We start from the raw sequence: 13,668 nt of genomic DNA on the forward strand, positions 1-13,668 counted from the left end.
GCTGCTGTAACCGTTTCGAACGAGCCGGCTTCATGACGGCTGGTTGACGGTGCGTTCGTCGATGCAAGGAAGCGGACAGGAGATCCGTTATCCGCTTCTATACTACGTATTTCCGCGTGCTCGCGGACAGGAGTTCCGCTATATCGGCTGATTTGCCTGTTTTCGATGTCATTCGGGCACATTAACGGATCCTGTGTCCGTGCGCTGTCCCCAAAAGCCCGATTTCGCCAAAATAACGGACTCTTTGTCCGCGAGTCTTGGAGGAGGGCTTTCTTTTCCATACATGCGACATATGTGGCGTCGAACTTGTCGAACGCCTGAAAGCCGTACAACGCCGGAATCGTCCGGCTTGTACGGCTTCTTGATTGTCGTGCGCGCGAAGTGGTCGGCCTGCCCGCGGTCAACTAGCATGCGATCAACTGGTCCGCGGTCAACAAGCCCGCGGGTGCAGGTGCGGTATCGCAGCCATGGCCCTTGCTTGCACGAATGCACGAATGCGCGAATGCTAAGCAAGCGCGGACAGTGCGTTGAAATCTTCGTCGCTGAGCGTAATGCCGGCTGCGGCGATATTCTCCTCGACGTGGGCGACGCGCGACGTGCCCGGGATCGGCAGCATGACTTTGGAGCGTTTGAGCAGCCAGGCGAGCGCGATCTGAGAAGGCTTGGCGTCGTATTTGGCGGCGATCGCGTCCAACGGGCCGCCTGCCTGAGCTAGAGCGCCCGTCGCGAGCGGGAACCATGGAATGAACGCGATATCGTTCGCTTCGCAGTAGTTCAGCACGTCTTCCGAGTCGCGCTTGGACAGGTTGTACAAGTTCTGAACGGACGCGATCGGCGCGATCTTGGCGGCGGCTTTGATTTCGTCCACGCTGACCTGGCTCAGGCCGATGTGGCGGATGATGCCTTCTTCGCGAAGCTTGGCCAATTCGCCGATCTGCTCTTCCAACGGCACCTTCGCATCGATGCGGTGGAGCTGAAACAGATCGATGCGCTCCAGGCCGAGATGGCGAAGGCTGAGCAGCGCCTGCTGGCGCAAATATTCCGGACGGCCGACAGGACGCCAGTCGTTCGGACCGGAGCGGGTCAAGCCTGCTTTTGTCGCGATCACGAGATCGTCCTTGTACGGGTGAAGCGCCTTGTGCAGCAGCAAATCCGCGGTGAACGGGCCGTACGCGTCGGCCGTATCAATGAAATTGACGCCGAGCTCGGCCGTGCGCCGCAAGACGCGGACCGCTTCTTCCGGATCCTTCGGATCCCCCCAAACGCCCGGACCTGTCAGCTGCATGGTGCCGTAGCCCAGCCGATTGACGGTCAAATCGCCTCCGATGGCATATGTACCTGAAGCGGCTGCAGTGTGTTGCTGGATGGTCATTACGATTACCTCCGATTCGCATGAGTGATGAATGCCTGCCAAGCTTCGGAAAGACGCTTGTCTCCCTGTGCCAAGATTGTAGTGCAGCGGGCCGGCAAAAGCAAATCGGCGGTGTTGCGCATGAGCTGCTGCAGGGGCGGAAAAGAAACCGCCGCTGTATGCTGTGCGCGACGGATCATCCGTTACCTGCCGCGAGCCTGCCGCGCAACATGCGAACGACGAAAAACCCAGCGCGAACGCCGGGCTTCGTCGTATGGAGCTGCGGTTAACGCGAATGCTGGTACGAGTTAGCCGTTATCACTGGAACATGAGCGGCATGCAAGGGTGCGAATTAACGTTTATTGCTGCGGGCTTTAGCGCGGGATTTTGCCTTTTTGGATGCGATCGTTGCCTTTTTGCCGCCGCGAACCATGACATCCTTCTCGCTGTAGACGCACGATTTGTTGTAGACTGGGTAGCAGTGATGCTGTTTGACGACCTCAATTGGCTGGATGACGTTGACTACTTGCGGATGGTAGTAGTTTTCATATAAAGTGACTGGCGGATCGTATACGGTTTGCTCGGGGCAATCCGGGCAGAACTGGGAACCCATCTGATTCATCGGATTCATCGCGTTCGCCGGGCTGACTGCGTTCATCGGTTGTTGATAGTACATCTCGTTCATCTCCTTTCTCTCGATCGATTCTGTACAGTGTATGTCGAGAGAAAGGAAGTTGTCTGTATAGATGCCATGGAGGGACATCGGCCCCGCGGGATAACTGACAGGCCAGGTAAAATGCCGCTGGAGGCTGGTTGCCCGGCTGGCTTGGGGCTGATGGTGACGTGCCGCTTGAAGCTTGACGGGAAAGAAGCGGCTTTCACATAGCGGATTCCCGCTCATGTAGTGCACCCCGTGCACCTCATTGCTCGAAATCAGCGGATTCCCGCCGATGTAGTGCATCCCGTGCATCACATTGCTCCAAGCTCAGCGGATCCCCCCCGCCGATGTAGTGCATCCCGTAAACCTCATGGCTCGAAATCAACGGATATCCGCCCATGTAGAGCACCTCTGCAACTAGCCTCGCCAACGCCGAAAGCAAACTTGCCGCTGAATGGAGAAGAGTCCAAAGTTGCTATTCAGGCAACTTTCCCCGCTGCAGACCGGCAAAAATGCAGATAAAGTTGCTATTCGGACAACTTTCCCCGCTGCAGACCGGCAAAAATGCAGATAAAGTTGCTATTCGGACAACTTTATCCGCTGCAGACTGGCAAAAACGCCGGTAAAGTTGCTATTCGGACAACTTTATCCGCTGCAGACTGGCAAAAACGCCAGTAAAGTTGCTATTCGGGCAACTTTACTCGCTGCAGACCGGCAAAAATGCCAGTAAAGTTGCTATTCGGGCAACTTTCCTCACCGCAGACTGGCAAAAACGCCGGTAAAGTTGCTATTCGGGCAACTTTCCTCGCCGCAGACCGGCAAAAATGCGGATAAAGTTGCTATTCGGACAACTTTATCCGCCGCAGAAAGCACCCATGCACCTCATTGCTCGAAATCAGCGGATTCCCGCCTATGTGGTGCCCCCGTGCTCCTCGTGCTCCCGTGCCCCCGTGCCCCTCGTACCCCCGTGCCCATCGTACCCCTCGTGCTCCCGTGCCCCTCCGTGCCTCCCGTGCCCCTCGTGCCCCCGTGCCCCTCTGCAACTAGCCTCACCAACCATAACGCCCGCACCGGAAGGCGGGCGCAGCGCGCTAGCCCCGTCTGTCCCGGCGCCATTCGCTCGGCGCTGCGCCGAACCGCTGCTTGAACGTCCGGCTGAAGTAATGAATGCTTTGAAAGCCGCATGCCTGCGATATTTGCTGCACGGACATCCGGGAATGAAGCAGGTATTCGGAAGCGGCGTTCAGCCGCAGCTCGTTCAAGTAGCCGAAGGGCGTTTTGCCCGTCTGTTTGCGGAACAACCGGACGAGGTAGGAGGGATTGTAGTGGGTATTATCGGCGATCGTCCGCAGCGTCAGAGGCTGGGGGAACATGGATTCCAGGAAACGCATCGTCTCCGACACGACCGTCTCGCTAGAAGAGTAAGAGGGGGCCGGCTTGGTGCGGGTCGAGATGGCGCCAGTCAGCAGCATCAGCAGCTTGCGCAGGTCCGATGCGAGCGCCTCGGCGAACAGATCCCACGGCAGCGAGGACTCGGCCGTCATCAGCATGCACACCGCTTGAAAAGCGGCGCGAAGCGCCTTGTACGGATCGCCATCCCAATCGATGCCGCCCTGCTGGCCGTTCCACTGGTAGACCACGTCGACGGCAGGCAAGGGATCGTGCTCCTCGGCGTGAAACTCCGCGTACCAATAACGAAGCGTGTCCGATCGTTGGACGAGCTGATGCGGCGTATTCGGCAGAATGACGAAGAGCGCCGTTCCGTTCGCCGGGTATGCGACGCCGGACCATTCCAGCTCCGCTTCCCCCTCCAAAATGCACAACAGCTCGCAGTAGGGATGCACGCCGCCGGCGCGTCCGCCTGCGTTGCAGACGGCTTCGGCCAAGCCGTGTTTCCTGATTTTCATGCAGCGACGCCTCCCGCCGGATTATCCATGATGTGCACATGATACCATGTCGGAGGCTGCAGCGTACATGTCAGATCATCGGAGATTCGCGCGGCTGTCCGGCGAATGTCAATCTAGTGCAAATGATGGCGTAGATTCAGGCAGCTATGCAAGCTGAATTTATCATGATTTTCCCGATCCGGACTACGGCGTGCAAAGACACCCGGAAATGATAGCGCTATCCTATTGGTGTGGCTGCCTGCATGTACGGGCGGCGTGCAGAAGGAGATGAGCGGACGATGAAAGCATTGCAAATTACGGGCGCGGGCGAGTACGGGATCGCAAATGTGCCGCAGCCGACGATTTTGGACGATCAAGTGCTGGTACGGATAACGCTGGTATCGACTTGTCCCCGCTGGGACATCGCCATGCTCGGCGGCAAAGACATGTTCGATCAGACGCGTCCTCCCGATTACCCGCTGCCTCCCGGTTTCCCGGGACATGAGGCCGTAGGCGTCGTTGAAGCGGCAGGGCCAAGCGTGCAGGGGCTGAGACCCGGCGATCGCGTCGCGGCGCTGGAGCATTTGCAAGGACAGGGAGCCTATGCGCAATATATGGCTTACCGGGAGCGCGACCTGCTGAAGCTGCCGGACACGGTGAGCGACCGGAAAGCGGTGTCTACGGAGCTGTTGAAATGCGTCGTGCTCGGGCTCGATCAGTTCGAAGACGTGAAGGGCAAAAGCATGCTCGTCGCGGGACTCGGCCCCGCCGGCATCTTGGCGATCCAGGTCGCGAGGCTATGGGGCGCGCGCGTCATCGGGATCGATGTCAGCCCGGAGCGGGTCGCCGCGGTGAACGCGCTCGGCATCGGCGAAGCCGTGCTGGCGGACAGCCTGGGAGACCGCCGGTTCGATCTCGGCTATGACTGCGTCGGCGCGGCGCCGTCCGTGCAGAACGTTTTGGACCGGACGAACGAGCATGTCGTTATTTTCGGCGTGCTGCGGGGCGAGTTGATCTACCGGGACCGGTTCTGGATGAACGGCATCAAGCTCGAATCGCACAAAGCCCGCCCGGTGACCGAGCGATATCGCCGGCTGCTGCTGGATGTGCTGACCAGACCGGAGATGAACACGGAATGCCTGCAGACGAAACAAATCTCGTTCAAGCTGTACGCCGAAGGCGTTGAAACCTTGAAACGGCAGGAAGCGGTCAAAATCTGCTTCAATCCGCAGGAAGCGTTCTAGCAGAGCGATGAGGCGGGGCTCGCGGACGCGCGCCGGTGCGCCTGCAGTACGCGAGCCGGCGCTCGCAGTACGCGAGCCGGATTGCCCCGGGCAAGCGGCGAGATATAGGTCGCTCGCGTGGCGTCAGCTCGAGCGTGTGCCAGCGCCGCATGCCGCCCGGTACCTGCGCCGCGATACAAGCGTTCGCGCCCGGAGCCGCAGCGCGGACGTGCGCCAGCGTCGCCAGTACGCGAGCCGGATAGCCCCGGCAACGCGGCACGGCAAGTGCGCTAGCGCGGAGCCGCAGCGCCTCTGCGCCCGTGCGCCCGCGCCTCGCGCCCGCGCGCCGCGCCTCTGCGCCCGTGCGCCCGCGCCTCGCGCCCGCGCGCCGCGCCTCGCGCCCGCGCGCCGCGCCTCTGCGGCCGTGCGCCGCGCCTCCGCGCCCGTGCGCCGCGCCTCGCGCTTCCGTGCACCCTGCTCGCACCCCGCGTCGCGCACCCGTACACCGCGATGCATCACCCCAAAGAGGAGGGACGTAATCGTTGAAAGCAACAGCCGTCGTATTCGAGGACCGGGAGCGGGCAGCGTTCAAGCAGGTGGAAGTGCCCGAACCCGGCGACAGGGATGTCGTCATCGAAGTCGAATATTCGTGGATCAGCATCGGAACGGAGTCGTCGTTCTTCCGCGGCGAACGGATTTCGGGCGAGGTACCGTACCGGCCCGGCGACCCGTGGCCGTTCCCGCAAGTAGCGGGATATCAGAAAGTCGGCGTAGCGACGCATGTCGGCAGCGCCGTGACGCATATCAAGCCGGGCGACCGCGTATTTGCGACCGTGAGCCGAATTGAAGGCATGTTCTTCGATTTCGCCGGCCATGTCAACCCGGCCGTTACGGACGGCAGCCAGGTGTGGAAGCTGCCGGAATGCGGCGTTCCGACCATCGCTTACGCCGGCGCCGTACTGACGCAGGTCGGCTACAACTGCGGCAGCCGCCCGCCGGTCGAGCGCGGGGAAGCCGCGGTCGTCATCGGCGACGGACTCGTCGGGCAATGGGCGGCGCAGACGCTGCATGCCCGCGGCGCGGCCGTGTACATCGCCGGCCGCCGCGAAGAGCGGCTGCGGCTGGCGGAGGAGGGCGGCTACGCGCTCCCGCTGAACGCCCGCGCGGTCGACCCTGCCGACGAGCTGCGAAGCGCCGGCGTTGCCGTCGGCATCGTCGTCGACACGGTCGGCAGCCTGGAGACGTTCCGCCGGCTGCAGCCGCTCATGAGACACGACAGCCATCTCGTCTCGGCCGGGTATCTCGGCGAGAACGGAGCCGTCGATATCCAGACGCTCCGCGGACAGGAGATCACGCTGCATACGCCGTCCGGCTGGACGAAGCCGCGCATGGACGAGACGATTCGCGGCATTGCCGAAGGCTGGCTGAAGACGGAGCCGCTCATCACGCACCGGTTCCCGGCGAGCGAGGCCGCCTTGGCATGGGAGCTGATTACGGCCAAGGGAAGCCCGGCGCTCGGCGTCATTTTGGAGTGGCAGACATAAGCCGTGTATTGAACCGCTCGATAACGTGATAGAAAATGCTGATTAGACGATCGTATCGGTTACGTGTACCATATCCTTAAAACCCAATGAGATTAGTCGGTTTTGGATATGGCCTACTGGATAACCGGAGGCCGTGACCGCTTAAGCGAATGCTTGGGCGGTTTCGGCCTTTTTGCTTTATAGGATGCAAGCTATCGAACGACGAGAGGATGATGGAGCATGGCGGAATTCAGGAAGAACCGCATTGCACGGGAACGCAAGGAGCAGGCTTTTCGGGAAGCGGTAACGTTCGACGCATTCGTCGCGGCCGCGCAGGCCAACCGGGAGACGCTGCGGGACAATTTCGAGGCTTACTCGCTGGGCGAGCGGGAGCTGACCTTCTTCGAAGGGCTGAAGTCGCCGGTCGACGTCCTGGTGCTGGCGCATGACTGGTGCGGCGACGTGGCGGCCAACCTGCCGCTGTTCGCAAGGCTGGAACGGGACACCGGCAAGCTGAAGCTGCGCATCATTCCGCGCGACCCGGGCAACTGGGACATTGCCGGGCTGTACCCGCATCACGACGGCCAGAGCCGGATTCCGACTTATCTGTTCTTCAGCGAGGCCGGCGAAGAGCTTGGCTATTTCATTGAACGGCCTGAGGACATTACCGTGCTGTTGAAAATATGGCAGGAGAAGTTCTGGGTCGCGCATCCGGAGCTGGAGGGCCGCGGCAAGCCGTTCGGGGAGCTGGCCGAAGACGTACGCCGGGCGCTGCTTGCGGAGTTGAAGGCACGCCGGCAGGAAGCGCGGGAGCTGGAGAAGAAGGCGATTCTGGAGCATATTCGCGCCATTGTCGCGCCGCGCGCGGAAAGCGTCTCATGAGCGGCTTCGCGGCATCCGCGCGCATGAAGGGAACCTGCCGGAGCACGTCATTCCAGCGGCGCAGTCACCCAATGACACGCTTTAGATCAGGCAGTAGATCAGGCATTGGCTCGGGCATTAGCTCACACGATAGTGCACGCACTAGAGCGCGCCTGAGAGCAGCGGCATGGCCATGCCGCTGAACGCTTTATTCGCCGAAGCGGACAAGACCGGCGAGGCTGCGGACTTCGCGCGCGAGCTTGAAGCAGAGCTGATCCGGCTGCGGCGGGACTTCCACCGGCATCCCGAGACGATGTTCGGCGTAGACCGGACGGCGGCCAGCGTCGCCGCGCAGCTTGCCGATTACGGACTGGAAGTCGAGCGGGGCGTCGGAAGATATTTCGGCAAAGGCGTCGTCGGCACCCTGCGCGGCGCCCGCCCCGGGAAGACGATTCTGCTGCGCGCCGACATGGACGCGCTGCCGATCCGGGAACAGAACGACGTGCCGTACCGTTCGGCGACGGATGGCGTCATGCATGCCTGCGGCCACGACGCGCATATGGCGATGCTGCTCGGAGCGGCCCGCGTGCTGAGCCGCTGCCGCGAAGAACTTGCGGGGACGGTCAAATTCGCGTTTCAGCCCGCGGAGGAAGGCGCGCTGCCGATCGCGGACGGCAGCCTGGTCAGCGGCGGAAGGGATATGATCGAGGCCGGCCTGCTGGACGGCGTCGATCTGTGCTTCGCGCTGCATGTGTGGCCGGAGCTTCCGCTCGGCACCGTCGGCGTTCATCGCGCTTACGCGATGGCGGCATCGACGCATTTTCGCGTGGCGTTCCAGGGCATCGCGGGCCATCACAGCACGCCGCATCTCGCGGTGGACGCGCTGCTGATGGCGGCGCAGTTCGTAACGGAAATGAAGGTGGTCATGGCCTCCGAGATCGATCCGCTAGAGCCGGCCGTGCTGTCCTTCGGCACGCTTCGGGCGGGAACGGTGCTGAACGCCATCGCCGAAAGCAGCGAAGTGACGGGCTCCTACCGGGTGTTCGAGGAGGAGACGGTGCTTCGCATCCGGGATGCGATCGAGCGCAGGGCTTCCGCGATCGCCGGCTCGTTCGGAGGCGGCAGCGAGGCGCGCTTTCGCCTCGGCACGGCGCTGAAGAACGATGCGCGAGCCGCGTCGCTCGCGATTGCCGCCGGACGCGCCGTATTCGGCGCGGAGCGGACGCTGACGCTGGAGAAGCCGAGCCTGGCGGGCGAAGATTTCGCGCTGTATCTGAAGAAGACGCCGGGCGCGTTCGCTTTCCTCGGCTCGGGAACGCCGGCTTGCCGGCATCCTCTGCATCATCCGAACTTCGGGATCGACGAGCGGATGCTGCTGGACGGAGCCAAATTGCATGTGCGGTTCGTGCTGGAAGCGATGCGGGAAGGCGGCGTCCTCGAGGGATAAGCCGGCGACACGAGCGAACGGCTGGAATTGCGCGTCGCGGCAGCAATTAATAACGACAACGACGAAGAGGTGATTCCGATGGCGGAACAATACAGACTGGCGACGGAGGCGGACGCGGAACGGCTGCTCGCCATTACGTACGACGCTTACGCGACGATTCGCGAGCTGGAGCTGCACTGGCCTGCGGCCAATGCCGATTTGGCGCTGATTCAGGACAATGTGCGCGCCAACGACTGCTACGTGCTGGAGGTCGACGGCGATATCAAAGCGACGGTGACGCTGTCCAAGGGGAACGAGCTGAAGGGCTTGACCGACCTGCCGTTCCTCAAATGGTTCGCGGTCGATCCCGCCTGCCAGGGTCAAGGCCTGGGCGGCAAGCTGCTCGACTGGGTGGAGCAGTCGGTTACGGAGCGACTGCAAGTCTCGGGCGTGACGCTCGCGACGGCCGAGAAGCATCCATGGCTGCTGCCGATGTACGAACGGAGAGGTTACGAGCGGTTCTACGCTTTCGATCCGGGCAACGGCGACGGCATGATGCATTTGCTGCGCAAGACGGTCCATTCCGGCAGCTTGCAGACGAATCCGGGCGCATGAACGCGAGTACGGCATCGGCACATGGCCGAAGAAGAGCGGCAGCCGGATCGCCGCAGCTGCGCATAAGGAGGCGGAAGCATTGAGAATCGCCGTATTCAGTCTGATGATGAATCTGCCTAACGCGGTTACGGGCGAGTCGCTGACGCCGCTGGAGAAATTCGGGAGCGTCCTGCGCCAAGCGGTACTGACGGAGTCGCTGGGGCTTGACGCGTACGGCATCGGCGAGCGCCACGGTTTCCCATTCCTGTCTTCGTCGCCGCCGGTCGTGTTGGCCGCCATCGCGGCCAGCACCAGGTCGATTCGCCTGCTGACGACCGTCACGGTGCTGAGCGTGCTGGACCCCGTTCGCGCAGCGGAGGATTACGCGACGCTGGATCATCTGTCCGGCGGACGGCTCGAGATCATGATCGGCAAAGGCAACGATCCCCGCCATTATCCGCTCTTCGGGATCGCGGAAGAGGAACAATGGGATTCGCTGGCGGAGCGGTACGCGCTGCTTCGCCGGCTGTGGGACGAAGAGAACGTGAGCTGGGAAGGGCGATGCCGGCCGAGACTCGATGACGTCACGACGCAGCCCAGACCGCTGCAGCGCCCGATTCCGATTTGGCACGGGAGCGCGTCGAGCATGCTGTCGACGGAACTCGCGGCCAAGTACGGCGAGCCGATATTCTCGTCGAATGCGTTTCACCCGATGGCCAAATACAAGGCGTTGATCGATCATTATCGGGAACGCTGGGCTTATTACGGACGCGATCCCAAGGATGCCGTCGTCGGCGCCGGGTCCGGAAGCCTGTATATCGCGCGAACGGAGGAGGAAGCGCTGCGCCGGTTTCGACCGTATTACGAAGCGATGCAGGCGACCGCCGCGGCGCAGCATAATCAGTCGCCGTTTCGCAGTCTGGAGGATGCGGTCGCGAACGGACCGGCTTTGATCGGCAGCCCGGAGAGCGTCATCCGGAAGATTGCGGCTTACCGCGAGGCGTTCGGGCATGACGTGATCGGCATCAGCGTCGACGGCTTGTCGGAAGACGAACAGCGCGAGCAGCTGACCTGGTTCGCGGAAGAGGTGGCGCCCGTGCTGCGCCGCGAGATGCCGAGCAAGGTCTGGGGACAATCGCCCCCTGCAGGAGCGGCCGCTCAATCGGCGCAGGCGCAAGGCATGACAGGATGAGTGCTCATAGCGGAACTGCGGAAGGATGCCCGAGTCATACGGGTATCCTTTCTTTGCGTTGCGGAGGCAGCGATGAATGCCGACGCAGGCCATCATCATGCCCCGTTGGTCATCATCATGCCCGCAGGCCAACACCATACTGCGCGATTTCCCCGTGACCGGGCATAGCGGGAATCACATGTTCAAACGTCCCATATTCTGGGTATAATAACAGGAAGATACGGACACGGAAGAGGAGGAGGGGTCGGATGTTGAGAAGGCTGCACAAGATCGGTATCGCCACGTTCATCGTTGTATTACTGGGTTCGCAGTTCTATGGCATCGGCATGGCGTCCTCCGAGCAGACGCTGGATCAGCTGCGCGCCTCGATCTTCGCGCGGCTGGAAGCGCGCGAGACCCGCATCGATTTCGATTACGTCGGGGACCGGAAGGAGCTTTCGGCCCGAATCGGATCGCTGCTCAAGGGCGTATTCGCCCAGGACGATTACCTGGCTTACAACGTCGACTCTTACCTGTACACCATCCGGACACGGAACGGGGCGGCCAAAATCAACCTTGCGGTCGCCTACCGCGAATCCGCCGTAGAGACGTCGATCGTCGACGCGAAGGTGCGGGCGCTGCTGCCAGGCATTCTGGCGAACGCCGCAGGAGAGGAACGGCAAGCACGGGCGATCCATGACTGGATCGTCACGCATGTCGCTTACGATGAGAGCCTGCAGCATTACACCGCCTACGATGCGCTGACATCGGGCACCTCGGTATGCCAAGGCTACGCGCTGCTGGCGTTCCGCATGCTGCAGCTCGCGGGATTCGAGACGAGAATCGTCGAAGGCAGCGTCCAATCCGGCAGCCACGTCTGGAATCTCGTCAAGGTGAACGGACGCTGGTACCATATGGACGCGACGTGGGACGATCCCGTTCCCGATCGCCCTGGCCGCGTCGGCTATGCGTACTTCCTCAAGACGGATGCGCAGATGGAGCGGGATCACCAATGGACGAAGCGCTACCCGGCCGCGGAGTGACGAACGATGGACGAGCCGCTAGACTCGCGGACCCAACGGGGAGTTCGGTTGGCTTGCTGGTCGGTTGGCTTTGCTGGCCGGTTGGCTTGGTTCGGAGCAGGACGGGGACGCTTCCCCGAAGGCGCCTCTCACTCGGGCGGAAGCGGCGAACGCTCGTTATTCATAGCGGGGGGGATGTGGGAAGGAATCGTTCCGTCCGGTATCTCGCCGTCAATGCCCAAGTAATAGTGCCGTATCGGCATCAATTGTTCGTTCAATTCGTACACGAGCGGGATGCCCGTCGGGATGTTCAGATCGGCAATGCCGTCGGCCGGGATCCGGTCCAGATGCTTCGCAAGCGCCCGCAGCGTATTGCCGTGAGCCGCAATGAGAATATGCTTGCCTGACGAGAGTTCAGGGGCAATGATCTCCTCCCAGTACTTCAGCACTCTGCGCTCCGTATCCTCGAGATTTTCCGTCAACGGAAATTCCCCTGCTTTCAAATCCCCGTAGCGCGGCGCGGACGCTTCGTACCGGACATCGCTCGTATCCAATGCAGGCGGGCGAACGTCGACGGACCTGCGCCAGAGATGAACTTGTTCTTCTCCGTATTTCTCGGCCGTCTCGTCTTTGTTCAATCCTTGCAGGGCGCCGTAATGCCGCTCGTTCAGCATCCAGCTCTTGAATTCGGGAATCCACATTAAATCCATCTCCTGCAGAATGATCCACATCGTCCGGATCGCGCGCTTCAGTACGGATGTATGCGCTTCGTCGAAGACATAACCTTGTTTTCTCAGGATGATTCCGGCTTGTCTTGCTTCTTCGAGACCGTTCGGAGACAAATCCACGTCCGTCCAGCCCGTAAACCGGTTCTCGAGATTCCATTCGCTCTGTCCGTGGCGGATCAGCACTATTTTGATCATGCGGAATCCTCCTTGATATAGGATAAGTTACCCAATTCCATCATAGTTGTCGGCGTTGGCGAACGCAAATGACGAGGGAGTAACGCATTTCTTTGCAATGAGAAATGCTTTTTTGTTGTTCACTTGTAAGAACGGATGTTTCACTCGCAATGACAGTATCATTGTAAACGATATTAATTTATTGATAAACGATAAATACTGTGATAAGATCACGCTATAACTAAACTGCGAGGTGCTCTATATGATTCGGGGAACGCTCTTTCTGAAGATAGCCGACATTCTTATGGGAATCCCAGTTCTTGCGATATGTGTATTTTTGGTGCCCAGGATCGGGAATTATGCCGGGGAATTGTATCCGCATCTTGCTTATATGAAAGCACTCGTACTAATCGATATGTACGCGGCCGCGATCCCGTTTTACTTTGCGCTGTATCAAGTCTTGAAGCTTCTGAGGTATATGGATAAGAACCAGGCGTTCTCGGAATTATCCGTTACGGCCTTGAAGAACATCAAGTACTGCGCCTTCGCCATCAGTGCCGTGTACCTGCTAGGCGTGCCGCTCTACTATCTCATGAGTAAGAAAATCGACCCTCCGAGTTTCATGCCGATGAGCTTGATCATTATTTTCTCCTCTTTGGTGATCGCCGTTTTTGCTGCCGTTCTCCAGAGACTCTTACAAGAAGCGATTCATATGAAATCGGAAAACGATCTAACGATCTGAGGTGAACGTCATAGCGATTATCATCAACGTTGATGTGATGCTGGCAAGAAGGAAAATGAGCGTTACCGAGCTTTCGGAGAGAGTCGGCATTACGATGGCGAACCTGTCCATTCTGAAGAACGGGAAAGCCAAAGCGGTTCGTTTCTCGACATTAGAAGCGATATGTAGAACGCTGGATTGTCAGCCGGGCGATATTTTGGAATACAGGAGCGACGAAGGCGCTACATGATACAGACAAGTTCAGTTAACGCGCGGAACCGGCGAATATCGCGGCAGTCGACCTCGAATCGGCTGTTTTCTTTCAACTAG

General features: G+C 60.4%; 13 protein-coding genes. 9 read left to right on the forward strand and 4 right to left on the reverse strand.

What is annotated here, in order from left to right; all coding sequences use genetic code 11:
* Positions 1 to 505 precede the first annotated feature (505 nt).
* From GXP70_RS07775 to GXP70_RS07785, 3 genes are all read right to left on the reverse strand, one after another.
* Entirely contained in the window at positions 506 to 1,372 is an 867-nt protein-coding gene (locus GXP70_RS07775) for an aldo/keto reductase (protein ID WP_162355923.1), read from the reverse strand.
* Between the two features lie 331 nt (positions 1,373 to 1,703).
* Complete coding sequence (locus tag GXP70_RS07780; RefSeq protein WP_162354580.1) at positions 1,704 to 2,321, reverse strand: hypothetical protein; 618 nt, start codon at positions 2,319 to 2,321, stop codon at positions 1,704 to 1,706.
* A 779-nt stretch (positions 2,322 to 3,100) separates the two neighbouring features.
* Positions 3,101 to 3,916 (reverse strand): helix-turn-helix transcriptional regulator, encoded by an 816-nt coding sequence (locus GXP70_RS07785; RefSeq protein WP_162355924.1) that lies wholly within the window; start codon positions 3,914 to 3,916, stop codon positions 3,101 to 3,103.
* Positions 3,917 to 4,194: 278 nt separating this feature from the next.
* On the opposite strand from GXP70_RS07785, the gene GXP70_RS07790 reads away from it, so the two are divergent.
* From GXP70_RS07790 to GXP70_RS07820, 7 genes are all read left to right on the forward strand, one after another.
* Positions 4,195 to 5,139: a zinc-dependent alcohol dehydrogenase gene (locus GXP70_RS07790; protein WP_162355925.1), complete on the forward strand. Its 945-nt coding sequence runs from the start codon at positions 4,195 to 4,197 to the stop codon at positions 5,137 to 5,139.
* Between the two features lie 521 nt (positions 5,140 to 5,660).
* The gene (locus GXP70_RS07795) at positions 5,661 to 6,662 is read left to right on the forward strand and encodes a zinc-binding dehydrogenase (RefSeq protein ID WP_162355926.1); all 1,002 of its coding nucleotides are present in this window, start codon (positions 5,661 to 5,663) and stop codon (positions 6,660 to 6,662) included.
* A 219-nt stretch (positions 6,663 to 6,881) separates the two neighbouring features.
* A complete protein-coding gene (locus GXP70_RS07800) occupies positions 6,882 to 7,523 on the forward strand; it encodes a thioredoxin family protein (protein ID WP_162355927.1) in 642 nt (213 codons plus the stop codon).
* Positions 7,524 to 7,695: 172 nt separating this feature from the next.
* A complete protein-coding gene (locus GXP70_RS07805; RefSeq protein ID WP_162355928.1) occupies positions 7,696 to 8,949 on the forward strand; it encodes a M20 metallopeptidase family protein in 1,254 nt (417 codons plus the stop codon).
* A 78-nt stretch (positions 8,950 to 9,027) separates the two neighbouring features.
* On the forward strand, positions 9,028 to 9,543 hold the full coding sequence (locus tag GXP70_RS07810; protein ID WP_162355929.1) for a GNAT family N-acetyltransferase: 516 nt from the start codon (positions 9,028 to 9,030) through the stop codon (positions 9,541 to 9,543).
* 79 nt (positions 9,544 to 9,622) lie between these two features.
* Positions 9,623 to 10,714, forward strand: coding sequence for an LLM class flavin-dependent oxidoreductase (locus tag GXP70_RS07815; protein WP_162355930.1), 1,092 nt, complete (start codon positions 9,623 to 9,625; stop codon positions 10,712 to 10,714).
* Positions 10,715 to 10,962: 248 nt separating this feature from the next.
* Complete coding sequence (locus GXP70_RS07820; RefSeq protein ID WP_162355931.1) at positions 10,963 to 11,736, forward strand: transglutaminase domain-containing protein; 774 nt, start codon at positions 10,963 to 10,965, stop codon at positions 11,734 to 11,736.
* 128 nt (positions 11,737 to 11,864) lie between these two features.
* Here GXP70_RS07820 and gpmA read toward each other — a convergent pair whose 3' ends face one another.
* A complete protein-coding gene (gene gpmA / locus GXP70_RS07825; protein ID WP_162355932.1) occupies positions 11,865 to 12,638 on the reverse strand; it encodes a 2,3-diphosphoglycerate-dependent phosphoglycerate mutase in 774 nt (257 codons plus the stop codon).
* Between the two features lie 241 nt (positions 12,639 to 12,879).
* Between gpmA and GXP70_RS07830 the strand changes: the two genes are divergently transcribed.
* Positions 12,880 to 13,359 (forward strand): DUF2975 domain-containing protein, encoded by a 480-nt coding sequence (locus GXP70_RS07830; RefSeq protein ID WP_162355933.1) that lies wholly within the window; start codon positions 12,880 to 12,882, stop codon positions 13,357 to 13,359.
* Positions 13,360 to 13,369: 10 nt separating this feature from the next.
* On the forward strand, positions 13,370 to 13,588 hold the full coding sequence (locus tag GXP70_RS07835) for a helix-turn-helix domain-containing protein (RefSeq protein WP_162360357.1): 219 nt from the start codon (positions 13,370 to 13,372) through the stop codon (positions 13,586 to 13,588).
* Positions 13,589 to 13,668 lie beyond the last annotated feature (80 nt).

It is taken from the genome of Paenibacillus lycopersici, assembly GCF_010119935.1.
In the GTDB taxonomy this organism is placed as follows: Bacteria; Bacillota; Bacilli; order Paenibacillales; family Paenibacillaceae; genus Paenibacillus_Z; species Paenibacillus_Z lycopersici.